The sequence below is a fragment of the Aeromicrobium phoceense genome, assembly GCF_013868155.1.
GTDB lineage: Bacteria > Actinomycetota > Actinomycetes > Propionibacteriales > Nocardioidaceae > Aeromicrobium > Aeromicrobium phoceense.
This window is the reverse complement of the sequence record NZ_JACEOG010000001.1, coordinates 2198215-2223866: the sequence shown is the minus strand read 5'-3', so window position 1 is coordinate 2223866 and position 25652 is coordinate 2198215. Positions and strand designations below refer to the sequence as shown.

21 protein-coding genes and 2 riboswitches are annotated in these 25652 nt (G+C 73.3%); of the genes, 10 read left to right on the top strand and 11 right to left on the bottom strand.

Features of this window, described 5'->3' with window-relative positions:
* Positions 1-44: 44 nt before the first annotated feature.
* Entirely contained in the window at positions 45-980 is a 936-nt protein-coding gene (locus H1W00_RS10720; RefSeq protein WP_241732837.1) for a substrate-binding domain-containing protein, read from the bottom strand.
* Positions 981-1211: 231 nt separating this feature from the next.
* Positions 1212-2246 (bottom strand): substrate-binding domain-containing protein, encoded by a 1035-nt coding sequence (locus H1W00_RS10715; RefSeq protein ID WP_206680001.1) that lies wholly within the window; start codon positions 2244-2246, stop codon positions 1212-1214.
* Positions 2247-2411: 165 nt separating this feature from the next.
* Here H1W00_RS10715 and H1W00_RS10710 point away from each other — a divergent pair, with 165 nt between their 5' ends.
* Complete coding sequence (locus H1W00_RS10710; RefSeq protein ID WP_181755688.1) at positions 2412-3302, top strand: sulfite exporter TauE/SafE family protein; 891 nt, start codon at positions 2412-2414, stop codon at positions 3300-3302.
* On the opposite strand, the gene cobF is transcribed toward H1W00_RS10710, so the two are convergent.
* The 5 genes from cobF to H1W00_RS10685 are packed head-to-tail and all read right to left on the bottom strand — an operon-like array spanning position 3290 to position 10523.
* Positions 3290-4069 carry a precorrin-6A synthase (deacetylating) gene (cobF, locus tag H1W00_RS10705; protein ID WP_181755687.1) on the bottom strand — a complete coding sequence of 260 codons (780 nt, stop codon included), beginning with the start codon at positions 4067-4069 and terminating at the stop codon, positions 3290-3292. The genes H1W00_RS10710 and cobF overlap by 13 nt on opposite strands.
* Positions 4066-7665, bottom strand: coding sequence for a cobaltochelatase subunit CobN (cobN, locus tag H1W00_RS10700; protein ID WP_181755686.1), 3600 nt, complete (start codon positions 7663-7665; stop codon positions 4066-4068). Before cobN ends, cobF begins: the two co-directional genes overlap by 4 nt.
* A gap of 52 nt (positions 7666-7717) precedes the next feature.
* Complete coding sequence (locus H1W00_RS10695) at positions 7718-8479, bottom strand: ABC transporter ATP-binding protein (protein WP_181755685.1); 762 nt, start codon at positions 8477-8479, stop codon at positions 7718-7720.
* Positions 8476-9498: a FecCD family ABC transporter permease gene (locus H1W00_RS10690; protein ID WP_181755684.1), complete on the bottom strand. Its 1023-nt coding sequence runs from the start codon at positions 9496-9498 to the stop codon at positions 8476-8478. The genes H1W00_RS10695 and H1W00_RS10690 overlap by 4 nt, the downstream gene beginning before the upstream one ends.
* Positions 9495-10523, bottom strand: a complete 1029-nt coding sequence (locus H1W00_RS10685) for an ABC transporter substrate-binding protein (protein WP_181755683.1) — start codon at positions 10521-10523, stop codon at positions 9495-9497. The genes H1W00_RS10690 and H1W00_RS10685 overlap by 4 nt, the downstream gene beginning before the upstream one ends.
* Positions 10524-10578: 55 nt before the next feature.
* Positions 10579-10759: riboswitch (cobalamin riboswitch) on the bottom strand.
* A gap of 49 nt (positions 10760-10808) precedes the next feature.
* Between H1W00_RS10685 and H1W00_RS10680 the strand changes: the two genes are divergently transcribed.
* The 3 genes from H1W00_RS10680 to H1W00_RS10670 are packed head-to-tail and all read left to right on the top strand — an operon-like array spanning position 10809 to position 13848.
* Positions 10809-11687, top strand: a complete 879-nt coding sequence (locus tag H1W00_RS10680; RefSeq protein WP_181755682.1) for a sulfite reductase subunit beta — start codon at positions 10809-10811, stop codon at positions 11685-11687.
* A complete protein-coding gene (locus tag H1W00_RS10675) occupies positions 11684-12349 on the top strand; it encodes a precorrin-8X methylmutase (RefSeq protein ID WP_181755681.1) in 666 nt (221 codons plus the stop codon). Before H1W00_RS10680 ends, H1W00_RS10675 begins: the two co-directional genes overlap by 4 nt.
* The gene (locus H1W00_RS10670) at positions 12346-13848 is read left to right on the top strand and encodes a precorrin-2 C(20)-methyltransferase (RefSeq protein WP_181755680.1); all 1503 of its coding nucleotides are present in this window, start codon (positions 12346-12348) and stop codon (positions 13846-13848) included. Before H1W00_RS10675 ends, H1W00_RS10670 begins: the two co-directional genes overlap by 4 nt.
* Here H1W00_RS10670 and cobM read toward each other — a convergent pair whose 3' ends face one another.
* Both cobM and cbiE read right to left on the bottom strand, forming a co-directional pair.
* On the bottom strand, positions 13849-14604 hold the full coding sequence (gene cobM / locus H1W00_RS10665; RefSeq protein WP_181755679.1) for a precorrin-4 C(11)-methyltransferase: 756 nt from the start codon (positions 14602-14604) through the stop codon (positions 13849-13851).
* Positions 14601-15809, bottom strand: coding sequence for a precorrin-6y C5,15-methyltransferase (decarboxylating) subunit CbiE (cbiE, locus tag H1W00_RS10660; RefSeq protein ID WP_181755678.1), 1209 nt, complete (start codon positions 15807-15809; stop codon positions 14601-14603). The genes cobM and cbiE overlap by 4 nt, the downstream gene beginning before the upstream one ends.
* Before the next feature lie 70 nt (positions 15810-15879).
* Positions 15880-16024: riboswitch (cobalamin riboswitch) on the top strand.
* 47 nt (positions 16025-16071) lie between these two features.
* On the opposite strand from cbiE, the gene H1W00_RS10655 reads away from it, so the two are divergent.
* From H1W00_RS10655 to H1W00_RS10635, 6 genes are all read left to right on the top strand, one after another.
* On the top strand, positions 16072-18072 hold the full coding sequence (locus H1W00_RS10655; RefSeq protein WP_181755677.1) for a VWA domain-containing protein: 2001 nt from the start codon (positions 16072-16074) through the stop codon (positions 18070-18072).
* Positions 18072-18686 (top strand): cob(I)yrinic acid a,c-diamide adenosyltransferase, encoded by a 615-nt coding sequence (gene cobO, locus H1W00_RS16600; protein ID WP_241732836.1) that lies wholly within the window; start codon positions 18072-18074, stop codon positions 18684-18686. Before H1W00_RS10655 ends, cobO begins: the two co-directional genes overlap by 1 nt.
* Entirely contained in the window at positions 18683-21103 is a 2421-nt protein-coding gene (locus tag H1W00_RS10650; protein WP_338072876.1) for a bifunctional hydrogenobyrinic acid a,c-diamide synthase/histidinol phosphate aminotransferase CobBC, read from the top strand. The genes cobO and H1W00_RS10650 overlap by 4 nt, the downstream gene beginning before the upstream one ends.
* Before the next feature lie 188 nt (positions 21104-21291).
* Positions 21292-22065, top strand: coding sequence for a uroporphyrinogen-III C-methyltransferase (cobA, locus tag H1W00_RS10645; protein WP_206680062.1), 774 nt, complete (start codon positions 21292-21294; stop codon positions 22063-22065).
* Positions 22062-22487 (top strand): histidine phosphatase family protein, encoded by a 426-nt coding sequence (locus tag H1W00_RS10640; RefSeq protein ID WP_181755674.1) that lies wholly within the window; start codon positions 22062-22064, stop codon positions 22485-22487. Before cobA ends, H1W00_RS10640 begins: the two co-directional genes overlap by 4 nt.
* Positions 22484-23443: a cobalamin biosynthesis protein gene (locus tag H1W00_RS10635; RefSeq protein WP_181755673.1), complete on the top strand. Its 960-nt coding sequence runs from the start codon at positions 22484-22486 to the stop codon at positions 23441-23443. Before H1W00_RS10640 ends, H1W00_RS10635 begins: the two co-directional genes overlap by 4 nt.
* Here the strand turns inward: H1W00_RS10635 and H1W00_RS10630 are convergent.
* Both H1W00_RS10630 and H1W00_RS10625 read right to left on the bottom strand, forming a co-directional pair.
* Positions 23382-24122 (bottom strand): cobalt-precorrin-6A reductase, encoded by a 741-nt coding sequence (locus tag H1W00_RS10630; protein WP_181755672.1) that lies wholly within the window; start codon positions 24120-24122, stop codon positions 23382-23384. The two genes, H1W00_RS10635 and H1W00_RS10630, sit on opposite strands and share 62 nt — an antisense overlap.
* Positions 24119-25582: a cobyric acid synthase gene (locus H1W00_RS10625; RefSeq protein ID WP_181756255.1), complete on the bottom strand. Its 1464-nt coding sequence runs from the start codon at positions 25580-25582 to the stop codon at positions 24119-24121. Before H1W00_RS10625 ends, H1W00_RS10630 begins: the two co-directional genes overlap by 4 nt.
* Positions 25583-25652: the final 70 nt, after the last annotated feature.

Genomic DNA, 25652 nt, shown 5'->3' with positions numbered 1-25652 from the left:
GAGGCTTCTGCCGCCCCGCACCACGGTGCGTCAGTCGTGCCGGGTCAGAACTTGCGCTCCGGCAGCGCCGCCTCGGCGGCCTCGGGCGAGTCGAACGTCTCGCTCGGCACGATGATGTACGGCTCGACGTCCTCGCCGTCGAGCACCTTCTCGACGACCTCCATGGCCGTTTCGCCGAACAGCGGGTTGTACTCGGCGACGAAGCTGAGCTGGGCCGCGGCGAGCGCCTCGAGCGCGCCCTTGGTGCCGTCGATCGTGGCGATCCTGACGTCCTCGCCGGGCTTGAGGCCGGCGTCCTCGACCGCCTGCACCGCTCCGAGACCCATCTCGTCGTTCTGGGCGAACACGAGCTGGATGTCGTTCTTGTTCGCCTTCAGGGCCGTCTCCATGACCGACTTGGCCTCGTCGGTCGACCAGTTCGCGGTCTGCGCGCCGACCTTCGTGAAGGCCGCGTTGCCGCCCATCACCTTGTCCCAGCCCTCGTTGCGCTCGTTGACGACCGAGACGCCGGCCGGTCCTTCGAGGACGAAGTACTTCGCCCCGTCGGCGAACGCGCCGACCGCCCAGTTCGCGACCGACTCGGAGACCTCAAGGTTGTCCGGCGCGATGCGGGTCACGTAGAGATCGGTGTCGTCGGGCTCGATGCCGCGGTCCAGCAGGATCACGGGGATCTCGGCCTCCTGGGCCCGCTTGAGCGAGTCCTCCCATCCGGTGCTCTCGGTGGCCGACAGCAGGATCACGTCGACCCCCTCGTCGACGAACGACGTGAACGCGTCGATCTGCGACTTCTGGTCCAGGTTGGTGGCCGGCGCGTACTTGAGGTCGTATCCGGCCTCCTCGGTGAAGGTGTCCTGGATGTTCTGCTCGTTGGCCTCGCGCCACGCGCCCTCGGGACCCACCGCGACGAAACCGACCGTCGTGGTGTCGTCACCGCCGTCGCCGGCGTCACCGCCGCCGCAGGCACTCAGTCCGAGCGCCATGACACCGAACGCGGCAGTCGCCGCAAGCCCCCGAAGGCCTCGCTTGTTCTTCGACATCTGTGTCCTCCTTGAGATCGCGACACCGGATCCCGGCCGTCACGTCCGGCGTCACGGCGACGCCAGTGTGTCCTGGATCACGATTGTTACCGCTAACACACTCTCGCGCAAGCCCTTTTCGGACAGAACTTGCTCAGGTGCGCGGAGGAGGCGTCCGCAGGGTGTTCGCGGGGGTCAGGTCCGCGGGGGCGCCGTCGACTCGCGCACGACCAGAACCGGCTCGATCATCGCGCCGTGCGCCGGCACCTCGCCCTCGATCGCCTCCAGCAGCAGGCTCAGGCTCAGTTCCCCCAACGCCTGGAAGTCCTGCTTGACGGTCGTCAGCGGAGGCAGGAAGTGCGCCGAGTCGGGAACGTCGTCGAAGCCGACGACGCTGATGTCCTCGGGAACCCGCACGCCTCGCGCGTGGAGTCCGTGCAGCAGGCCGAGTGCCATCTGGTCGTTCGCCGCGAAGATCGCCGTCGCCGACGTGATCGTGTCGTCGTGGGTCGCGACCCAGTGACCGAAGTTCGAGGTCCAGTCGCCTTCGACGACCCCCATCGGCTCCAAACCCGCCGACGCGATCCGATCCAGCCACGCCCTCTCGCGCGCCTGCGCGTCGACCCAGTCCAACGGCCCCGCGACGTGCGCGATCCGGCGGTGCCCCAGGCCGATCAGGTGGTCCAGGGCCGCGAGCGCGCCCGCACGCTGGTCGACCGCTGCGGTGAAGAGGTGCTCTTCGGGCTCCGCCGTGATGGCGAGCCGGGGCAGCTCCGTCGCCTGCTGGTGCAGGAGCTCGAGCGAGGACGTCCGCGGGGCGATCACGCATAGCGCGTCGATGCCCTGGGTCACCAGGTGCATGACTCCCGAGTCGATCGCGAGCTCGGGGTTCTCCGACATCGAGTAGGCGCTGACGGCGTAGCCCTTCGAGCGCGCGGCCGCCTCGAAAGCGCGCAGGGTGCTGTTCGGCCCGTACTCGACCGGCGAGTCGACCAGGACCCCGATCCGCATGGTCCGGTTCGTGGCCAGCGCCCGAGCGTGCGAGCTACGGGTGAAGTTGACCTGCTCGATCGCCGCGAGCACCTTCTCGCGCGTCGCGGGCTTGATGTTCGGGTGGTCATTGAGGACCCGCGACACGGTCATGTGCGACACGCCGGCGAGCTTGGCGACGTCGTAGATGCTCGGCTTCGACCTCACCTTGGCAGGCCGTCCGCGGGGAGCAATGGTCACGCGGCCCACCTTGCCAGACCGGACACGCCGGCGTCCCGAGCGACGCACGCGGTTCTTCACCGAGCCTCGGACGCGTGGTCCACGTTTCGGACACCCGTCCCATTGCCGTCAAACTCTCGTAACCTACTCGTGTTTGGACACAACGGACGTCGAAGGCAGGTGGGCATGGGGATCGTGGTCGCCTTCGCGTTGGCGGGCGGACTCGCTCAGCTCGTCGACGGCACCCTCGGGATGGGCTTCGGCGTCACGTCGGCCACCGTGCTGCTGTTCATGGGCGTCGCTCCGGTCACGGCGAGTGCCGCCACCCACGCGGCGAAGCTGCCGACGACACTGATCAGCGGCCTGTCGCACTGGCGTGAGGGCAACGTCGACACCGCGGTCCTGGTCCGCGTCGCGCTGCCGGGCGCGGTGGGCGGCTTCCTGGGCGCCGTCGTCCTCACCAACATCAGCCTCGCCTCGGCGAAGGGCTGGATGTCGGGCCTGCTGGTCTTCTTCGGCCTGGTGATCTTCGCCAGGTTCGGGCTCGGGGTGCGGCTGATCCCCACCCCCAGGAACGGCCACACGGCACGCTGGCTCTCACCGATCGGCCTGCTCGGCGGCTTCGTCGACGCCACCGGTGGCGGCGGCTGGGGCCCGGTCGTGACGCCCAGCCTGATGACCGTCACGCGTCACGAACCGCGCAAGATCGTGGGAACCGCGAATGCCGCCGAGTTCCTGGTGGCCGTCTCCGTCTCGTTCGGATTCCTCACCGGTGCCGCACAGCACGGGATCCCGTGGCTGCCCGTGATCGGCCTCGCGCTCGGCGGCATCGTCATGGCCCCGATCGCGGCGCGCCTGGCCGGTCGGCTCCCGCATGCCGCGATGGGCACGATGGTCGGCGGCCTGGTGATCCTGGTCAACTGCGTCACGATCTTCGATGCGTTGGGCGGGCTGCCGAGCTGGCTCGACGCCCTGCTGATCCTGTTCGCGGTCGGCGTCACCGGCACGGTGGCCGTCAAGGCTTGGCGCCGCGAGAGGGACGAACGCAGAGCCGCGGTGCTGGTTCAGGCCTCCTGAGCGCCGCTCACCCGTCGACGCAACAGATAGGTGTCCATCACCCAGCCGCGTGCGGCCCGGGCCTGCGCCCGCCGGGCTTCGATCTCGTCGGCGACCTCGTCGAGCCGCCCGGAGACCAGCTGCTCGTCGGACGAGCCGAGGTTCGCGCCCCACCAGATCCGCCAGGCCGACGGGTCGGGCAGGCTTCGGCAGGTCAGGGAGCCGTCGAGCATGACGACGAGGTTGTCGCCCTCGGCGGCGTCGTCCAGCAGGCGACGTCCGGTGGTGATGGTGATCGGCCCGCCGATGGTGTTGAGCACGAGGCCGTGCCGGGCGGCAAGCAGCTGGACGCTGCTCAACCCCGGGATCACCTCGACCGCGACGTCGGCGTTCCCGCGCTCGACGATGCGGTCGGCCAGCCGGATCGCCGAGTCGTAGAGGGCGGGGTCGCCCCACACGAGGATCGCGGCGTCACCGGGGTGCTCCAGCAGCGCCTCCTCGAAGGCCACGGCCCGCGCCTCGTGCCAGTCACGCACGGCGGCGCCGTAGTCGGCCGGGTCGGCACGGTCGCGCTCCGGATCCGGCACGTGGACGATGCGCCACTCCCCCGTCACGTGCCGGTCGCAGATCGTCTCGCGCATGGCGATGAGGTCGGCCGTGCCCGGGTGCTGCTCGGTCTTGTCGGCGACGAGGAAGAAGTCGACCTCGTTCAGTACGCGCGCCGCCTGGGCGGTGACGAGCTCGGGGTCCCCCGGACCGAGGCCGACGAGCGCGAGCCGGCGTGTCACGCGTCGTCCTCGAGGTCGCCCTCGACCTCCAGGTAGACGCGCGCCATCTCGGCCATGACCTCCGGATCCGGCTCGTCCCACAGGCCACGGTCGGCCGCCTCGTTGAGCCGCTCGACGATTCCGCGCAGGGCCCACGGGTTCGACCGGCGCATGAACTCCTGGTTCGTCTCGTCCAGGACGTACTCCTTCGCGAGCGACTCGTACATCCAGTCGTGGACGACTCCGGCCGTCGCGTCGAAGCCGAACAGGTAGTCGACCGTGGCGGCGAGCTCGAACGCGCCCTTGTAGCCGTGGCGCTGCATCGCCGAGATCCAGCGCGGGTTCACGACGCGCGAGCGGAAGACGCGGTTCGTCTCCTCCTGCAGTGACCGCGTGCGCACCGCGTCGGGGGTGGTCGAGTCGCCGACGTACGCCTTGGGCTCGGTGCCGGTCAGCGCGCGGACCGTGGCGATCATGCCGCCGTGGTACTGGAAGTAGTCGTCCGAGTCGGCGATGTCGTGCTCGCGCGAGTCGATGTTCTTCGCCGCGACCGCGATCCTGCGGTAGCTCGTCCGCATGTCGTCACTCGCCGCCACGCCGTCGAGCCCGCGACCGTAGGCGAAGCCGCCCCACGCGGTGTAGACCTCGGCGAGGTCGGCGTCGTCGCGCCACGAGCCGGACTCCACCACCTGGAGGATGCCCGCGCCGTACGAGCCGGGCTTGGAGCCGAAGATGCGCGTCGTCGCGCGGCGCTCGTCGCCATGCTCCGCGAGGTCCTGCCGCGTGTGCGCTCGGACGAAGTTCAGCTCGTCCGGCTCGTCGAGGCCGGCCACGAGCTGGACCGCGTCGTCGAGGATCTCGATGACGTGCGGGAACGCGTCCCGGAAGAACCCCGAGATGCGCACGGTGACGTCGATGCGCGGGCGACCGAGCTCCTCGAGCCCGATGACCTCGAGCCCGTTGACCCGGCGCGACGCCGGGTCCCACGTCGGCCGCACGCCCATCAGCGCGAGCACCTCGGCGATGTCGTCGCCCGACGTGCGCATCGCGGACGTGCCCCAGACGGAGAGGCCCACCGAGCGCGGGTGCTCGCCGGTGTCCTCGAGGTGACGGGTGACGAGCGACTCGGCCATCGCCTGGCCGGTGTCCCAGGCCAGTCGCGACGGCACGGCGCGCGGGTCGACGGTGTAGAAGTTCCGGCCCGTCGGCAGGACGTTCACGAGTCCGCGCAGCGGCGAGCCGGAGGGGCCCGCCTGGACGAAGCCGCCGTCGAGCGCGTGCAGGATGTTCGTCAGCTCGTCGGTCGTGGCCGCGAGGCGCGGCACGACCTGCTCGGCCGCGAAGCGCAGGACGTCGCGGACCACCGGGTCGTCGTGGAGCGTGTCGATCGCCTGCGGATCCCAGCCGGCCTTCTCCATCGCCTCGACGAGGCCACGGGCCTGAGCCTCGACGGCGTCGACCTCGGCCGTCGGGGCGTCGTCGGCGAGGCCGAGCGCGGCGCGCAGCCCCGGCAGGGCGCGGTTCTGGCCGCCCCAGACCTGCGTGGCGCGCAGCACCGCGAGGACGAGGTTCACGCGCCCCTCCCCTGCCGGTGCCTGGCCCAGGACGTGCAGGCCGTCGCGGATCTGGACGTCCTTGATCTCGCACAGCCAGCCGTCGACGTGCAGCAGGAAGTCGTCGAACTCCTCGTCGCCGGGTCGTTCCTCGAGGCCGAGGTCGCGGTGCATCTGGGCGGACTGCATGAGGGTCCAGATCTGCTGGCGGATCGCGGGCAGCTTGGGCGGGTCCATCGCGGCGACGTTGGCGTACTCGTCGAGCAGCTGCTCCAGCTTCGCGATGTCGCCGTAGCCCTCGGCCCGTGCCATCGGCGGGACGAGGTGGTCGACGATCGTGGCGTGGGCCCGGCGCTTGGCCTGGGCGCCCTCGCCCGGGTCGTTGACGAGGAACGGGTAGATCAGCGGCATGCTGCCGATCGCTGCGTCGGTGGCGCACGCCGCCGACAGCGCGGCGTTCTTGCCCGGCAGCCACTCCATCGAGCCGTGCTTGCCCAGGTGGACGACCGCGTCGGCACCGAAGCCCTGCTCGAGCCATCGGTAGGCCGCGAGGTAGTGGTGCGACGGGGGCATGTCCGGGTCGTGGTAGATCGCGACCGGGTTCTCGCCGAAGCCGCGCGGCGGCTGGATGAGGATCACGACGTTGCCCGCCCGCAGGGTCGCCAGGACGATGTCGCCGGCGTCATCGACGAACAGCGAGCCGGGCGCCTCGCCCCAGGTCTCCACCATCTCCTCGCGCAGCGCAGCGGGCAGGTGGGCGGTCCACCGGAGGTAGTCGTCGCGGCTGATCCGCACGTGCGACTCGCTCAGCTGGGCCTGGGTCAGCCACTCCTCGTCCTGGCCGCCGGCCTCGATGAGCGCGTGGATCAGGGCGTTGCCCGACGTCGTGTCCGGCTCCTCCCCCTCGACCGGCGGCAGCGGGTCGAGACCCGGGATCGCGCCGGGCTCACCGAGGTCGTAGCCGGCGTCGCGCAGCTGGCGGAGCAGCCGGATGGCCGACACGGGAGTGTCCAGCCCGACTGCGTTGCCGATGCGGCTGTGCTTGGTGGGGTAGGCCGACAGCACGAGGGCGACCTTGCGCTCGGCCGGCGGCACGTGGCGCAGGCGCGCGTGGTTCACCGCGATGCCGGCCACGCGGGCGCAGCGCTCGGCGTCGGTGACGTAGCGCGGCAGGCCGTCGGCATCGACCTCCTTGAAGGAGAACGGCACCGTGATGAGGCGCCCGTCGAACTCCGGGATGGCGATCTGGGTGGCGGAGTCGAGCGGGGTCACGCCGTCGTCGGACGCCTCCCACTCCGCGCGGCTGGAGGTGAGTGCGAGCGCCTGGAGGACGGGCACGTCCAGCGCCCGCAGCCGCTCGACGTCCCACGACTCGTCGTCCCCGCCGGCGCTCACCGCCGCAGGCTTCGAGCCGCCGGCGGCCAGGACCGTGACGACGATCGCGTCGAGCGTGCCGAGCTCGGCGAAGAGGTCGTCGGCCGCCGCGCGCAGCGACGAGACGTAGACCGGCACGCCGCAGGCCCGGCCGGTGGCATCGATGGCATCGGCCAGCTCGTGGGCGAAGGCGTGGTTCCCGCTGACCTCGTGGGCCCGGTAGTAGAGGATGCCGACCCGTGGCAGGTCGCTCGGCGCGGGCTGGCGGCTCACACCCCACTCCGGCAGCAGCGCCGGCGGCTCGAATCCCTCACCGGTCAGCAGCACCGTGTCGGACAGGAACGCGTGCAGCTGGCGCAGGTTCTCGGTGCCGCCCTCGGCGAGGTAGCGGTGGGCCTCGGCGCAGATGCCGATCGGCACCGTCGACAGCTCCATCAGCGCGGCGTTGGGCGTGCGCTCGCCGCCGAGCACGACGAGCGGCCGGCCGGACTGCCGGATGACCGCTGCGACGTCGCGCACGTCCTCGGGCGATCCGAGCACGCGCAGGACCACGAGATCGGCGTCGGCGGTGAGCTCGTCCCGCCTTTCGTCCGTGACGCGGGCCGGGTTGGCCCAGGTGTAGTCCGCGCCGCTGGCACGGGCCGAGAGCAGGTCGGTGTCCGACGTGGACATGAGGGCGATGCGGGTCATGGGGCTCCTTGGGTGGAGGTGGTCGGGGAGGCGGGACGCGGGTCGAGGAGGGTCATGGCTGCCACACCACGGTCAGCGCGCCGGTGATGCGATGGCGCTCGACGAAGGCCTTCACGCCGTAGACGTCGGCGACGAGCTCCTCGGTGATCACCTGGACGGGCGTCCCGGCGGCCACGACGCGGCCGTCGGCGAGGACGACGATCTCGTCGCAGTACGCCGCCGCGAGGTTGAGGTCGTGCAGCGCGGCGACGGCGGTGACCTCCGCGTCGCGGACGAGCCGCAGCACGTCCAGCTGGTGTCGGACGTCGAGGTGGTTGGTCGGCTCGTCGAGCAGCAGGACCTCGGGGTCCTGGGCCAGCGCGCGGGCGATCTGCACGCGCTGCCGCTCGCCGCCGGACAGCGTCGCGTAGGGCTGCTCGAGCCGGTCCAGGACTCCGGTCGCCGCGGCGGCGCGACGGATGGCCTCGACGTCCCGCTCCCCCACGGGCTGCCACGAGCGCCGGTGCGGGATGCGACCGAGCTCGATGACGTCACGGACCAGCGGGTCGGTGTCGGTGGCCGACTCCTGCTCGACCACGCCGACCCGCTGGGCGATCTCGCGGCGCCGCAGGGACGCGAGGTCGTCGTCGCCGAGGCGGACGACGCCGGTCGTGGGCGCGCGCAGGCCCGCGAGGAGGCGGAGCAGGCTCGACTTGCCCGACCCGTTGGGGCCGAGCAGCCCGACCATCGAGCCGGGTGCGGCCGTGATGCTGACGCCGTCGACGATCAGCCGGTCGCGAACCGACCACGAGACGGTGTGAGCGGTGAGGTTCATGCCCGCGCACCCTTCCGCCGCAGCAGGATGAGGGCGAAGGCGGGGACGCCCAGCAGGGCGGTGGCGACACCGACCGGGAGCTCCTGCGGCGCGATGACGGTGCGGGCCGCGGTGTCGACCCAGACCAGGAACACGGCCCCGCTGATCGCCGCGAGCGGCAGCATCCGCCGGTGGTTGACGCCCACCATCGCCCGCGCGACGTGCGGCAGCACGAGTCCGACGAACCCGATCGCCCCCGAGGTGCTGACGATGACCGCGGTGGTCAGGGCGGTCACGACGAGCAGGATCAGTCGCGCACGGGCCACGTCGATGCCGAGCGTGGCCGCGCTGTCCTGGCCGAAGGCGAACGCGTCGAGCGTCGACGCCAGCAGCAGGCACGCGATCACGGCCCCGACCACCGTCACGCCGACGACCGCGACGTCGGACCAGGAGGCGCTGCCCAGCGACCCGAGCAGCCAGAAGAGGACGCCGCGCGTCTGCTCCGCGTCGGCGGAGGTGAAGACGATGAACGACGTCAGCGCCGAGAACAGCTGGGTGGCCGCGACCCCGGCGAGGACGACGCGGTCGGTGGTCCCGCCGGCCGCCGCGGCCAGGACGAGCACGAGCAGGAAGGCCCCGATGGCGCCGACGAACGCTCCGGCGGCCAGGCCCACCGCGCCCGCACCGACCCCGAGGACGACGATCGACACGGCTCCGGTCGAGGCACCGGAGGAGACACCCAGCACGAATGGGTCGGCCAGCGGGTTCCGCAGCAGGGACTGCAGGATGACGCCGCACACGGCCAGCCCGGCACCGCAGGCCGCCGCAAGCAGCGTCCGCGGCAGCCGCAGGTCCCAGACGATGCCCTCCTGGATCCGGCTCAGCCCGGACTCGCCCCCGGCCAGTCGCGACCACGCCAGGGACACGACCGACCGCGGACCCACGTCGGAGGGTCCGATCGTGACCGCGATGCAGGCCGAGGCCACCAGCAGGGCCAGCCCTGCGGAGCCCAGGAACCAGGCGCGCCGGGTCGTCGTCACCGTGAGAGGCCGAAGTCGGCCAGTGCGTCGGCGACCTGCTCCAGTCCTTCGACGGTGCGGATCGAGGGGTTCAGGGCGGCGCCGGTGAGGGCGACGTAGCGGCGGTTCCTCACCGCCGTCATCTCGCGGGTGACCGGGTTGGTCTCGAGGAACTCGATCTTGGCCTTCGCCGTCTCGGCCGTCTGGCTCTTGCGGGTGAGGTCGCCGATCACGAGGACGTCGGGGTCACGCTCCGCGACCGTCTCCCAGCCGATCTGGGGCCACTCGGACTTCGTGTCGTCGAAGACGTTCTTCAGGCCCAGGGCCCGGGTGATGATGCCGGGCCCGCCGCAGCAGCCGGCCATGTAGGGCGCCTCGCTGTTGGCGAACCAGTAGAGGACGGTGACCTCGTCCTCCGGCGCCTTCGCGGACGCTGCGGCCACTCGGTCCTGCAGGCTGGCGACGAGCTCCTCGCCCTGCGCCTCGACGTCGAGCAGCTCGGCGAGCTCGGTGACCTCCCGGTAGATCGTGTCGATCTCGAGGACGCCGGTGCGCGCGCCGTCGCCGTCGCCCTCGTTCTCCTTGCCCTCGCACTCGGCGGGCGACAGGTACGTCGGGACGCCGAGCTTCTCGAAGGCGTCCGCCGAGCCGACGCCGCCCTGGCCGAGCACGCTCGCGAACGAGGCGGTGACGAGGTCGGGCTCGGTCTGGAGCACCCGCTCCATCGAGGGCGTGCTGTCCGCGAGTCGCTCGACCTTCGCGTTGTCCTCCTCGAGGCCCTCCATGACGGGATCCGTCCAGGTGGACGTGCCGGCCATGCGGTCGGCGAGCCCGAGGGACAGCAGGATCTCGGTCGAACCTTGGTTGAGCGACACGATGCGCTCGGGAGGGGCCGTGACGGCGGTCGTGCGACCGCAGTTCTCGACCTCGCGCGGGTAGCCCGCGGCGGTCTCGGCATCGGGGGTGGCATCGCTGCTCGAGCAGGCGCTCAGCGCGAGCGCGGCACCGACGAGCAGGACGAGGGGACGACGGGATGGAGTACGCACGGACGCGGTCCTTCGAGGTCTGGGGCTCTTTCGCGAAGCCCGGTGGACCAAACGGCGGTCGCCGTGAGGGCCAGCAGGTCTTCGGACTCGGGATCGACCGGACGGAGCGCCTTCCCAGACCTCTCGGTCCAGTGGCTTCGTGCCCCGCCCGTCACCCTCACCGCTGCGCGTCAGTCCCGGACTCTCACCGGGTTCCCTGGCTCATCGCTGAGTTTGACTGGCGCCACGAACGTAGCAGCCCGTCCGCCGATGCGTCGCCAGGAGGGTGCCTGACACCATGACCGGGTGACCGGACGGACTCGACGCGACCTGTGCCCCGGCCTGCTGCGCCCGTGGATCGCCGACGACGGCGCCCTGATCCGGGTCCGCATCCCGGGCGGTGCCGTGTCAGTCGACGCCCTCGGAGGGCTCCTCGACGTCGCCCGGGACCACGGCGACGGCACGGTGCACCTGACCAGCCGTGCCAACCTGCAGGTGCGGGCGATCCCGCACGACGACGGCTGCCTGTCCGACGCCGTCGTGGACGCGGTCATGGCCACGGGCCTGATGCCCTCGACGTCGCACGAGCGCATCCGCAACGTCATGGCGTCGCCGCTCACCGGCCGGTCCGGCGGGCGAGCGGACCTGCGACCCGTCGTCGAGGAGCTCGACCGCCGGCTGTGCGCCGAGCCGAGCCTCGCGGCCCTGGCCGGGCGCTTCCTGTTCGTCCTCGACGACGGGCGTGGTGACGTGCTCGACCGGGACCTCGACCTGGGCCTCGTCGCCCTCGACGCGGACACCGCCCAGGTCCGTGTCGGCACCGAATCGTGGGGCCCCGTGGTCCCCCTGCCCGCCTCCGCGGAGACCCTTGCGGCACTCGCCTCGCGGTTCGTCGAGCTCGCGGGAGCCCGGGCGAAGTCGCCCTGGCACGTCGACGAGCTCCTCGGCGGCGGCGCGGCGCTGCTCACCTCGCCGTCGCAGCCCCACCCCGGCACCCGGGTGAGCAGCGCTCCCCCGGACCTTGGCAGGATCGAGCAGGTCGACGGCCGCATTGCGTGGCACCTGCCGGTGCCCGACGGCCGGCTCGACGCCCGCCTGTTCGACGAGGTCCGCGCGCACGGAGCGCACCGCCTCGTGGTGACGCCGTGGCGCACCCTGATCGTCCCCGACCTGGAGAACGCATGACTCTCGCCCCACCGTCGCGCCGCTACGACTACGTCACCGACGGCGCCGCGATCTACGTCGACTCCTTCGCCACGATCCGCGCCGAGGCCGACCTGTCGCGCATCCCCGCGGACGCCGAGAAGGTGGCGGTCCGGATGATCCACGCGTGCGGTCAGACCGACCTGACCCGGGACCTCGTGATCCATCCCGGTCTGGTGTCCGCGGCCCGCTCCGCGCTCGAGTCGGGGGCCCCGATCATCACCGACGCGCACATGGTCGCCGCCGGCGTGACGCGGGCCCGGCTGCCGCGCGAGAACGACGTCCTGTGCTTCCTGCGCGACCCCGCCGTCCCGACGCTCGCGAAGGAGTGGGGCACCACGCGGTCGGCCGCCGCGGTGTCGCTCTGGACCGAGCGGCTGGACGGTGCGGTCGTCGCGTTCGGCAACGCGCCCACGGCGCTGTTCCACCTCCTCGAGACGCTCCGCGACGGAGGCCCGCGGCCGGCCGCGATCATCGGCACCCCGGTGGGCTTCATCGGCGCCGCCGAGTCGAAGCAGGCCCTGATCGACCTCGCGACCGACGATCCGGGCCTCGACGTGCCGTTCCTCGCCGTCACCGGACGCCGGGGCGGATCCGCGATGGCCGCGTCGGCGCTCAACGCCCTGGCCCAGGAGGCGGAGTGAGCGGGCGGCTGTACGGCGTCGGCGTCGGCCCCGGCGACCCCGAGCTGATCACCCTCAAGGCCGCCCGGCTCATCGGCGCGGCCGACGTGATCGTCTTCCACCAGGGCGTGGGCAAGCAGTCGAACGCGCGACGGATCGCGGCCGAGCTGATCCCGTCAGGGGTGGTCGAGGAGGCCCTCGTCTACCCCGTGACGACGCAGACGACCGAGCACCCCGGTGGCTACGCCGGGGCGATGGCCGACTTCTACGCCGAGTGCGCCGAACGGGTGCGCGCGCACCTGGCGGCCGGCCGCGACGTCGTCGTCCTGGCCGAGGGCGATCCGATGCTCTACGGCTCGTTCATGTACCTGCACGACCGGCTCTCGCCCGACTTCGAGACCCAGGTGGTCGCCGGCGTCCCCGCGTTCGCCGCGGCCACGGCCACCACCGCGCTGCCGCTCGTGCGCCAGACCGACGTGCTGACCGTGCTGCCCGGCACCCTGCCCGAGCCCGAGCTCGCCCGCCGCCTCGCCGACACCGACGGGGCCGTGATCATGAAGCTCGGCCGGACCTTCGCGAAGGTGCGCTCCGCGCTGGAGCAGGCCGGACGCGTCGAGGGCTCCTGGTACGTCGAGCGCGCCTCGATGGACGCCGAGCGCGTCCTGCCCGTGGCGGACGTCGATCCCGAGACGGTCCCGTACTTCTCGATCGTGCTGGTGCCCGGCGACACCCGGCCCGGCGTGGCGCGGTACGACAACCCTGTCGCGGAGGCCGTCGCCCCGGCCGCGGAGGCCGAGGTCGTCGTCGTGGGACTGGGCCCGGGACCGGACCACTGGATCTCGCCCGAGGCGTCGCAGGTGCTGGCCGAGGTCGGTCACGTGATCGGGTACGGGCCCTACGTGCAGCGCGTCCCGCAGCGACCCGGGCTCGTCCGCCACGCCTCCGGCAACACGGTCGAGGTCGACCGGGCCCGCGAGGCGCTCGACCTCGCCCTGGCCGGCGAGCGGGTCGCGGTGGTGTCGGGCGGCGACGCCGGGATCTTCGGGATGGCCTCGGCCGTCTTCGAGGCCGCCGAGGACCCGCGCTACGCCGACGTCTCGGTCCGTGTCGTGCCCGGCATCTCGGCCGTGCAGGCCGTCGCGGCGCGCGCCGGCGCGCCGATCGGCGCCGACTTCGCCGTGATGAGCCTCTCGGACCGGCTGAAGCCCTGGGACGTCGTGGTACGCCGCCTGCGGGCGGTCGCCGCGGCCGACCTCGTCCTGGCGCTCTACAACCCGCGGTCGCGGTCGCGCACCGAGCAGGTGGCGCAGGCGAAGGCCGTGCTGCTGGAGCACAAGTCGCCCGACACCGTCGTGGTCGTCGGTCGCGACGTGGGCCGCGCCGAGGAGAGCCTCACGGTCACGACGCTCGGCGACCTCGATCCCGAGACCGTCGACATGAAGTGCCTGCTGCTGATCGGCGCCTCGTCGACCCGGGTCACGCCGTCCGGACGCGTCTGGAGCCCTCGCTACGTCGAGTGATCAGCCGCGAGCGCGGCGATCCCGGCTGGCCGCGTAGAGGAACGACTCGCCGCCGCGCACGTCGGGTGCCAGCGCCGGCCCGACGAGGATGACGGCCGCCTGACGCAGACCGGCCTGCTCCACCTGGTCGCCGATGTCGCCCAGCGTGCCGCGCAGCACGAGCTGGTCGGGCTGGGTCGCCTTCGACACCACCACCACGGGGCAGTCCTGGCCGTAGTGCTCGGCCAGCTCGGCGGCGAGCTCGCGCGTGCGGGTGATCCCCAGGTGCAGCGCCAGCGTGGCACCGGTCGCGGCGAAGGCGGCGAGCCGCTCGCCCTCGGGCATGGCGGTCGAGCGCGCCTGGGTGCGGGTCAGCACGACGGACTGAGCGACCTCGGGAACCGTCAGCTCGGCGCCCACGATCGCGGCCGCGGCCGCGTAGGCGGGCACCCCGGGCGGCACGTCCCACGGCACCTGCGCGGCGTCGAGCCGGCGTGCCTGCTCGTGCACGGCGGAGTACAGCGACGGGTCGCCCGAGCAGAGCCGGACGACCTCGAGGCCCTCCCCGTGTGCACTCACGAGGTGCTCCGTGATCTCGTCGAGGTCGAGGTGCTGCGTGTCGATCAGGCGGGCGCCCTCACGGCAGTGCCCCAGGACCTCGGCGTCGAGATAGGTGCCCGCGTAGAGGCACACATCGGCGGTTTCCAGCAGGCGCACGGCGCGCAGGGTGAGGAGGTCGGCGGCACCGGGGCCGGCCCCGACGAAGTGGACGGTCATGAGTCTCCCTTGGTGACGGACCACTGGCTGACGGCGCGCGCGGGCGTCCAGCCGGTGAAGGATCCGAGCGGCTCGGCGCGCTCGACGTGCAGGCGGACGAGCTCGCCGCCGTGGCGACCGTACCGCTCGAGCAGCACGGCCTCGGTCTCGGCGGTGACGCCGTGGACGACGAGGCGGCCGCCGGGCCGCAGGGCGTCCCAGCAGCTGTCGAGGACCCCGTCGACCGTCGCTCCCCCGCCGACGAACACCGCGTCCGGCCGGTCGAGACCCTCGAGCGCCTCGGGAGCCGAGCCCTCGACGACCCGGAGCCCGGGGACTCCCAGGGCGTCGGCGTTGCCGCGGACGAGCGCGACGCGGTCGGGTCGTGGCTCGACGGCGATCGCCCGGGCACTGGGCCACGCGCGCATCCACTCGACGCCGATCGAGCCGCTGCCCGCGCCCACGTCCCACAGCAGCTGGCCCGGAGCCGGCGCCAGCCGGGCGAGTGCACTGGCGCGCAGGTCGCGCTTGGTGATCTGGCCGGCGTGCTCGAACGCGTCGTCGGGCAGGACTCCCCCGGCCGCCCAGCCCGGGCCGGAGCCGCGAACCTCCACGGCCAGCAGGTTGAGGCGGGGCACGTCGGTGATGTCCCAGCCTTGCGCCGTCGACGTGGCCCGCGACTCGTCGGTGGAGCCGAGGTGGCCCAGCACGACCAGCTCGGAGTCGCCCCAGCCCAGGTCGGTGAGCAGCGTCGCCACGGCCGCGGGGGTGGTCTCGTCACTCGACAGCACCAGCAGCCGCCGCCCGGCGGAGAGGGCCGGGACGACGAGCCGGACATCGCGCCCGACGACGCTGACGACAGTCACCGACTCGGCCGGCCAGCCCATCCGCGCCCGGGCCAGCGCGACCGACGACACCGCCGGGACGACGGTGACGCGGTCCGGACCGAGCAGCTCGAGCAAGGTGGTGCCGATGCCGGACACGAGCGGATCGCCCGACGCGAGGACGACGACCGGCTCGCGCGCCTCGTCCAGCAGGGCGGGGAGCCGCTCGCGCAACGGCGAGGGCCACGCGACCCGGTCCTGCCCTGCAACCGCAGGGATCGCGTCGAGGTGGCGCCGCCCGCCGAGCAGGGTGGCGGCGGCCCTCACGAGCGACCGTGAGGACTCCGGCAGGCCCTCCCAGCCGTCGGCCCCGACTCCGACGACGGTCACGTGCGCATCCATGGTCGAGCACCCTAACCCGCCGGGTCCGCAGGTCGGGCCCCCTGCCCGAGGCCTGCCGGCGGCGTCTAGGGTGTGGTCGAAGGTTCGAGGTGCCCCACGGCCGATGGCCACGGGGAGAATCTGGGAAGCCGGTGAGAATCCGGCACAGGGCCCGCTGCGGTGACTCAGGCACAGACCTGGGAAGTCCGAAGACCGGCCTCGATCCGACCCGCGACGCTGCCCGCGTCGCGGACCGTCATGGCAGATCGAGCGGGAGCCCTACATGCCAACGCAGTACCCCTTTTGTGCCGTCGTCGGCTCCGACGACATGACCCTCGCCCTCACCCTCGTCGCGATCGACCCGCTCATCGGCGGCGTCCTCGTGCGTGGCGAGAAGGGCACCGCCAAGACCACCACCGTGCGCGGACTCGCCGACGTGCTGCCGCCGGTCCGCGCCTACCGGGGTGATCGGTTCTCCATCGATCCGGCGGACCCCTCCGCCGTCTCCCCCGACGGACCGTTCGACGCCGGGACGCCCGTCGACGAGCGCCCCGTGCGGCTCGTCGAACTGCCCGTCGGTGCGAGCGACGACCGCGTCACGGGCTCGCTGAAGCTCGACTCGGCACTGCGCGACGGCGTGGTCGAGTTCGAGCCCGGTCTGCTGGCCCGCGCCCACCGCGGCCTCCTCTACGTCGACGAGGTCAACCTGCTGCACGACCACCTCGTCGACCTCCTGCTGGACGCCGCCGCGACCGGCCGGGTGAGCGTCGAGCGCGACGGCGTCTCGGTCGAGCACGCGTCGCGGTTCGTGCTCATCGGCACGATGAACCCCGAGGAGGGCGAGCTGCGCCCGCAGCTGCTCGACCGGTTCGGCCTGACGGTCGAGGTCTCGGCGCCGCGCGAGCCCGAGCTGCGCGTCGAGGTCGTGCGACGCCGACTCGCGTTCGACGCGGACCCAGCCGCCTTCGCGGCCGCGTGGGCCGACGAGCAGGACGCGCTGCGCGCACGCCTCGAGTCCGCCCAGGAGCTCATGGGCGACGTCTTCCTCGACGACGACGCGCTCATCACGATCGCCGAGATCTGTGCCGCGTTCGACGTCGACGGGCTGCGCGCCGACCTCGTCACCGCGCGGACCGCCGCGGCTCACGCGGCGTGGCAGGGGCGCACCCACATCACCCGCGAGGACGTCCGCGTCGCCGCGCGGCTCGCCCTGCCGCACCGCCGCCGTCGCAACCCGTTCGACGAGCCCGGCCTCGACGAGGACCGCCTCGACGACCTGCTCGGCGACGACGAGCCCGACCCGGGACCCGACGACGACGGCCCGGGTGGTCCGGACGGTTCGGGCTCGGATTCCCCCCAGGACGGTCCCGAGGACCAGCGCCCGGCAGACGCCCCCGACGCCTCCCCGAACCAGGACGAGCAGCAGCCGCAGCCGGCCGGCGCCGGCTCGGTCGCCGCGGCCGGGGACCCCACCCGGGCGCGACTGCTCGTGGTCCGCGGCACCGGCGAGGGACAGTCCGGGCGACGCTCCCGGGCCCGCACGCCGCAGGGCCGCGTCGTGGGCCAGCGGCCCGATGCGGCGTCCGGTCGCCTCCACCTTCCCGGCACCATCGCCGCGGCCGCCCCGCACCAGCGGAGCCGCGGTGGACTGGTCGACGGGCGTGGCCTCGCGCTCTCGCCGTCGGACCTCCGCCGCGCCGAGACGGTCGGTCAGGAGTCCAACCTCGTGCTGCTGTGCGTCGACGCCTCGGGCTCGATGGCCGCCCGGCGCCGCATGGAGCAGGTCAAGACCGCCGTGCTCTCGCTGCTGCTGGACGCCTACCGGCGCCGCGACAAGGTCGCCCTCGTGACGTTCCGTCAGCACACCGCCGAGGTCGTCCTGCCGCCCACCGGCTCGGTCGACGTGGCGTCGCGTCGCCTGGCCGAGCTGCCGGCCGGCGGTCGCACCCCGCTGGCGGAGGGCCTCGAACGCTCGGCGGAGATCCTGCGGCGCGAGGCGCTGCGCGACCCGTCCCGGCGCCCGCTGCTGGTCGTGGTCACCGACGGTCGCGCCACCTCCGGCGCCGATGCGCTCGGCCGGGCCCACCGGTCCGCCGCGCACCTGGCCGCCACCGGCCTCGACAGCGTCGTGGTCGACTGCGAGACCGGCCGCTTCCGGCTCGGCCTGGCCGCGCAGCTGGCCGGTCACCTGCGCGCCGAGCACGTCCCGCTCGGCGAGGTGACGGCCGACGGCCTGACGGATGTGGTCCACGCCGCCACCTCCTCGCGCGAGGGAGCAGCCTGATGCCGCAGGGCAAGCCGCTGACCGTGCCGGACGACGGCCTCACGACGCGGCAGCGACGCAACCGACCCCTGCTGATGGTGCACACCGGCAATGGCAAGGGGAAGTCCACCGCGGCGTTCGGAATGGCGATGCGGGCGTGGAACCAGGGCTGGGACGTCGGGGTCTTCCAGTTCGTGAAGTCGGCAAAGTGGCGCATCGGCGAGCAGACCGTGCTCGAGCGCCTCGCCCGGCTGCACGAGGAGACCGGCGAGGGCGGGCCGATCGAGTGGCACAAGATGGGCTCGGGCTGGTCGTGGAGCCGCAAGGGCGGCACCGAGGCCGACCATGCGGCCGACGCGGCCGAGGGCTGGGCCGAGGTCAAGCGGCGGATCCACGCCGAGCGCCACCGGTTCTACGTCCTCGACGAGTTCACGTACCCGATGCAGTGGGGTTGGGTGGACGTCGACGACGTCGTCGAGACCCTCGGCAACCGGCCGGGCACCCAGCACGTCGTCGTGACGGGCCGCCGCGCCGACCCCCGGCTGGTCGAGGTGGCCGACCTGGTCACCGAGATGCAGCACGTGAAGCACCCGATGGACGTCGGGCAGAAGGGCCAGCGAGGCATCGAGTGGTGAGCCTCCCGCGCCTCGTCGTGGCGGCTCCGGCCTCCGGGCACGGCAAGACCACGGTGGCCACCGGGCTCATGGCGGCGCTGGCCGGACGAGGCCTCGCCGTCTCCGGGCACAAGGTCGGACCAGACTACATCGATCCCGGCTACCACGCGCTGGCCACGGGTCGTCCCGGTCGCAACCTCGACCCGCACCTGACGGATCCGTCGCTCATGGTGCCGCTGCTCCTGCACGGCGCCCGGGGTGCCGACGTGGCGGTGGTCGAGGGCGTGATGGGCCTGTTCGACGGGCGGATCGGCGGCGACGGGTTCGCCTCGACCGCCCACGTCGCGACCCTCACGGACTCCCCCGTGGTTCTCGTGGTCGACGTCTCGCACGCCTCGCGCAGCATCGGCGCGGTGGTGCACGGGATGGCGGGCTTCGATCCGACGGTGACCATCGCGGGCGTCATCCTCAACAAGGCCGGATCCCCGCGGCATGCCGCCGAGGCCGCCCGCGCCGTGGAGTCGACCGGCATCCCGGTCCTCGGAGTCCTGCACCGTGACGACGGCGTGAGCGCGCCGTCCCGCCACCTGGGGCTCGTCCCTGCCGAGGAGCGCGACGAGGCCGCCGGGGCGCTGGAGCGCCTGGCCGGCCAGGTCGCGGCGCACGTCGACCTCGACGCCGTCCTCGAGCTGGCACGGCAGGCGCCCACGCTCGACGCGCAGCCGTGGGACCCGGCCGCGCACGTCCGGCCGAGTGGCGCCGACTCCCCCGTCGTCGCGGTGGCCGCGGGCCGTGCCTTCACCTTCCGCTACGCCGAGACCACCGAGCTGCTCGAGGCCGCCGGCTGCACCGTGGTGCCGTTCGACCCGGCGCGTGACGCCCACCTCCCGGCCGGTACCCGCGGCCTCTACCTCGGCGGCGGCTTCCCCGAGGTCCACGCCGCCGCCCTGAGCGCGAACGCCAGCCTGCGGGCCCACCTGCGTGAGGCCGTGCTCGACGGCGTGCCCACCGTGGCCGAGTGCGCGGGCCTGCTCTACCTCTGCCGCAGCGTCGACGGCCACCCGATGGTCGGCGCGCTCGACGCCGACGCCGTGATGACGCCCCGCCTCACGCTCTCCTACCGGCGTCCCGCCCTGGCAGCCGACCAGCTGCTCGGCCCGGCCGGCACGACGGTGACCACCCACGAGTTCCACCGCACCACCGTCACTCCGGTCCACGGCGACCGTCCCGCCTGGACGGTGGACGACCACGCCGTCGGCTTCTCCGGTCCGACGTTGAGCGCGTCGTACCTCCACGTGCACTGGGCCGGCCACCCCGGCCTGGCCCAGTCGTTCGCGGACGCCGTGCACTCCGCCGCTCCGGTCGCCTCGGCCCCTGCGCCGACTCCACCCGCAACGGCCACCGGAGCATCGCTGCCGCCCGTCACCGACCCCCTCCGTCATCACGGCGACGTCGAGGCGTCCGACGGGCTGCTGGACCTGGCCGTCAACGTCAGCCGGCTGCCCCGTCCCGCGTGGCTCGAGCAGGCGCTCCGCGACGGCGTGGCCGGATCGGCTTCCTATCCCGAGTCCTCCGCGGCGCACGTCGCGGTGGCTCGACGTCACGGTCGTGAGGTCGACGAGGTGCTGGTCACGGCGGGTGCTGCCGAGGCGTTCTCCCTCATCGCCCGTGCGCGCCGCTGGCGGCGACCCGTCGTCGTGCATCCGCAGTTCACCGAGCCGGACGTCGCCCTGCGGGCCGCCGGTCACGTGCCGGGTCACGTCCTGTGCCGCGCCGAGGACGACTTCGCTCTCGACCCGGGCGCCGTGCCCGACGACGCCGACCTCGTGGTCGTGGGCAATCCGACGAACCCGACCGGGCGCCTGCATGCGGCGTCGACGCTGGCGTCCCTGTGCCGGCCAGGCCGCGTCGTCGTTATCGACGAGGCGTTCATGGACTTCGTGCCGGGCGAGCCGCAGACGCTCTCCTCGCGGGCCCTGCCCGGCCTGGTGGTCGTCCGGAGCCTGACGAAGCTGTGGTCGATGCCGGGGATCCGCGCCGGCTACGTGGTGGGCGACCCGGCCGTCGTCGCCGACCTGCGCGGCCAGCAGGCGCCCTGGTCCGTCGGCACGCCGGCGCTCCATGCCGTGGTCGCCACGGCAGGTCCCGACGCTGCGGCCGAGGCGGAGCGCCGCGCCCGGCTGGCCGTCCAGCACCGCCGCGTCCTCGTCGACGGACTCGCCGAGCTGAGCGTCGACGTGGTGCCCTCGGACGCTCCTTTCGTGCTGGCACGCCTCGGGCGGGGAACGCACGCACGGCTGCGCGGTGCGGGCATCGCGGTCCGACGCGCCGACACCTTCCCCGGCCTCGACGACTCGTGGGCGCGCCTCGCCGTGCGCGAGCCCGAGGCCACCCGTCACCTGCTCACCACGTTGGGAGTCCACGCCGCATGGAACTGAACGTCGCCGGGCGCTCCGTCCTCGTCCTCGATGGCAACGAGACGGTCGTCCCCACCATCGCCGGACTGCTGCGCGAGAACGCGAAGGTCACCGTCGGCGCCCCCACCGTGTGCGCCGCCATCGAGGACCTCGCCCGTCGCGGGCTCGTCGACTGGGTCCCGGAACATGCCGACGAGTCGGCCCACGAGATGGTGCTGCGCAGCGTGCCGCGCGAGGCCCCGCCGTCCCGGCCGGCGTCGGCCGGACGGGTCACGCTCGTGGGCGCCGGCCCGGGTGACCCCGGCCTGATCACCGTTGCCGGCCGCGCGGCGATCGAGTCGGCCGACGTCGTCGTCGCCGACCGGCTCGCCCCCTGGGAGGCGATCGGGTGGGCAAAGCCCGGTGTCGAGGTCATCGACGTCTCCAAGATCCCCTACGGCCGTTCCACGAGCCAGGACGAGATCAACCGCGTCCTCATCGAGCACGCCCGCGCCGGTCGCCATGTCGTCCGGCTCAAGGGCGGTGACTCGTTCGTGTTCGGGCGGGGCTTCGAGGAGGTCCAGGCGTGCGCCGCGGCAGGCGTCCCGACCACGGTCGTGCCGGGGGTGACCTCCAGCGTCGCCGGCCCGGGCCTCGGCGGGATCCCGGTGACCCATCGCGGTCTCGTCCAGGGCTTCACCGTCGTCTCGGGTCATGTGCCGCCTGGTCACCCCGACTCGACACTGGACTACGCCGCGCTCGCCCGCTCCGGCACGACGCTCGTCGTCCTGATGGGGGTGCGGACCCTGCCCGCCATCGTCGAGGCGCTGATCGAGGGTGGGCTCGACGAGGAGACGCCCTGCGCCCTCGTGGCCGACGCCAGCCTGCCCAGCCAGCGGGTCGTCCGCAGCACCCTGCGTGACGCCGCGGCCGACGCCGCCGCCTCCGGGATCGGTGCCCCCGCGGTCGCCGTCGTGGGCCACGTCGCCGCGCTCGAGCCGTGATCCGGTGGATGCGGCACGGCGAGTCCACCTGGAACGCCGAAGGACGCCTCCAGCACCGCAACCCGACTCCCCCGCTGACCGAGCTCGGCCGAAGACAGGCTCGCCAGGCCGCTGAGGAGCTGCGCGGCACGACCGTCGACGTCGTGCTCAGCTCTCCCGCGCTGCGGGCACGGCAGACGGCGAGCGTCGTCGCGGACGTCCTCGGGCTCGACGTCGTGGTCGACGACCGGCTCGTCGAGATGGATCACGCCGAGACCGTCGCGCAGGTGAGGCAGCGGGTGCTGTCCCTCGTCGGCGAGCACCCCGGCGAGCTGCTCGCGGTGAGCCACGGGGACACGATCGCCGTGGCGGTGGAGCTGCTGACCGGCGACCCGTGCTCCGTCCCCGCGAACGGCCAGATCCACGTGACGGGCACTCCGTGAGCCGCTCCCTCGCCGCCGGTCTGGCGCTCGGCTTCGTCCTCGACCGTGCCCTGGGCGATCCCGCCCGCTTCCATCCCGTCGCCGGGCTGGGCCGCTGGGCTGCCGCCGTCGAGCGTCACACCTACCGGGACCACCGAGGGGCCGGCGCTCTCCACCACGTCGCCGTCACCGCACCGCTCGTCGGTGCGGCAGTGCTGGCCGAGCGGGGGTGCCGCCGCCCGTGGCAGCGCACCCTGCTGACCGCCGCGGCGACCTGGGCGGTCGTCGGCGGACGATCCCTGGTCCGTGAGGGCTCGATCATCGCGGAGCAGCTCGGACGCGACGACCTGCCCGCTGCTCGGGTGCAGGTGACCCACCTCGTGGGCCGCGATCCCAGCCGACTCGACGCCGACGGGGTCGCCCGCGCGGCCACCGAGTCGCTCGCCGAGAACACGTCGGACGCCGTGGTCGCGCCCCTGCTGTGGGGAGCGGTCCTCGGCGTCCCCGGCCTCGTCGGGTACCGCGCGGTTAACACGCTGGACGCGATGGTCGGCCACCGCTCGGCGCGCTACGAGCGCTTCGGCTGGGCCAGCGCGCGGATCGACGACGTGGCCAACCTCGTCCCGTCACGGGTGTCGGCGGCCCTTGCGGTGGGGCTTGCGCCGCATGTGGGCGGACGCCCGGTGGACGCGCTCCACGCGTGGGTCCGGGACGCGCGTCACCATCCCAGTCCCAATGCCGGTCCGGTCGAGGCGGCCTTCGCCGGCGCGATGGGCGTGACGCTCGGCGGGATCAATGACTACGGCGGTCGCCTGGAGCACCGGGCCGAGATGGGCGACGGACCCACTCCGACCGTGACCGACCTGCCGCGCGCCACGCGACTCGCCACGGCGGTCGCCTGGGCCGCCGCGGCCCTCAGCGTGGGGCTTGCGCTCGCACCCAGGCCCTGGCGTCACCGGCGTCACCCACGGCCGTGACCCCCTCGGGTCCGGCCGCACGACGCACGATGACCACCGGAACACCGAGCGCGCGCGCCACGTCGAGCTTGGCCTCGGTGTGGTCGCCGCCCGAGTCCTTCGTCACCAGCACGTCGACATCGGCCATGACCTCCCGCTCGTGCTCGAGCGTGTAGGGACCGCGGCTCTGCAGCAGGGTCCAGGCGCCAGGCAGCTCGATCTCCGGCGGGTCGACCACGCGCACGACGCAGGCGTGGTCGCGCAACGGACCGACGAACCGGTGGAGGGACTGCCGTCCGATGGTCAGGAAGGGGCGCCGGCCGAGCGTCGCGGTCACGCGGGCCGCCTCGTCGTGGTCGTCGACCCAGTGCCAGTCCGCCGCCTCGGGACGGCCGGACCAGCCCGGGCGCTCGAGCCGCAGCAGCGGCACGCCCGCGGCGCGGCACGCGGCGGCCGCGTTCGCGCTGATGCCCTCCGCGAACGGATGGGTCGCGTCGACGACGACCTGCACCCGCTCGGCGCGCAGGTGCTCCGTCAGACCCTGGACGCCACCGAAGCCACCGACCCGGACGTCACCCACCGGCAGCCGAGGCCGGGCGACACGTCCCGCGAGCGACGTCACGACGGAGTCGCCGTCCTCCACGAGCCGGCCGGCGAGGTCGCGTGCCTCCCGCGTGCCACCGAGCACGAGGACCTTCATGCGTGCGGCCCGATGACCGGGACGGACGGCGCACCCTGCTCGGCGAGGGTGAGCAGGGCGTCGACGTCGAGGTGCTTCTCGGCGAGGTCCCCCAGCAGGTCGAGGCGCGCGTCGCGCGCCGCGGCGAAGTCGACGCCCGAGGCGACGAACGAGCCGCCGCGGGCCCGGGCCGCGAGATCGAGGACGGCCGTGCGCAGCTCGTCGGACTCCAGGCTGCCGTGCCACATCGTGCCGAGGACGGCACCGTCCTGCACCCCGCCGAGGAAGTCCGTGGCGCCCGCGTCGCGGCTGATCCGGCCGTGGTGGATCTCGTAGCCCGGGGCGGACGCACCCAACGCCTCCCCGTGCGGCAGCCGCAGCGTCTTCTCCGCGGCGAAGGTCGTCTCGACGGGCAGCAGCGCCAGGCCGGCGACGCTGGCCGGATCACCGGCCTCGATCCCCTCGGGGTCGTGCACGTGGCGCCCCAGCATCTGAAACCCGCCGCAGATCCCCAGGACCGCGCGCCCGGACTCCGCATGGCGGAGGATCGCCCGGTCGAGGCCGCGCGAGCGCAGCCAGGCCAGGTCGGAGATCGTCGCCCGCGTGCCGGGCAGGACGACCAGGTCCGCGTCGGCGAGGTCGTGGGGATCGGCGGTGAACACGACGTCCACGCCGGGCTCCAGGCCGAGCGCGTCGACGTCGGTGAAGTTGCTGATACGCGGCAGCCGCACGACGACGACCCGCAGTGCCGCGTCGCTCCCGGCGCGACGGCCCTGCAGGTCGAGGGCGTCCTCGGAGTCGAGCCACACGTCGGGGCTCCACGGCAGGGTGCCGAGGACGGGGCGTCCCGCCAGCTGCTCCAGCTGGCGCAGCCCCGGCGCGAGGAGCGACTCGTCCCCCCGGAACTTGTTCACGACGAAGCCGGCCACGAGCGCCTGGTCCTCGGGCTCGAGCAGCGCGACCGTGCCGTAGAACGCCGCGAAAACGCCCCCGCGGTCGATGTCGCCGACCACCACGACGGGCATGTCGGCGTGCCGCGCCAGCCCCATGTTCACGTAGTCGCCGGCCCTCAGGTTGATCTCGGTGGGGCTGCCCGCCCCCTCGGCGACGACGAGGTCGTACCGCGACGCGAGGTCGTCGTACGCGGAATAGGCGGCCTCGGCCAGGTGCTCCCGGCCCCCGATGAACTCGCGGCTGCTGATCTCCCCGGCGGGCTCGCCCATCACGACCACGTGGCTGCGACGATCGCCGCCCGGCTTCAGCAGCACGGGGTTCATCGCCGCCTCGGGCTCGGCGCGGGCGGCCAGCGCCTGCACCCACTGCGCCCGGCCGATCTCGGCACCATCGGCGCACACCATCGAGTTGTTCGACATGTTCTGCGCCTTGAAGGGCGCCACGCGGACGCCCCGACGGGCGAAGGCGCGGCACAGGGCGCTGGTCACCAGGCTCTTGCCGGCGTCGGAGGTCGTTCCCGCCACCATCAGCCGGGCGGTGCGGCGGGCCTGGGAGTCCACCGGACCAGTATCCCGTCCGCTTCGGTTCCACCATCGC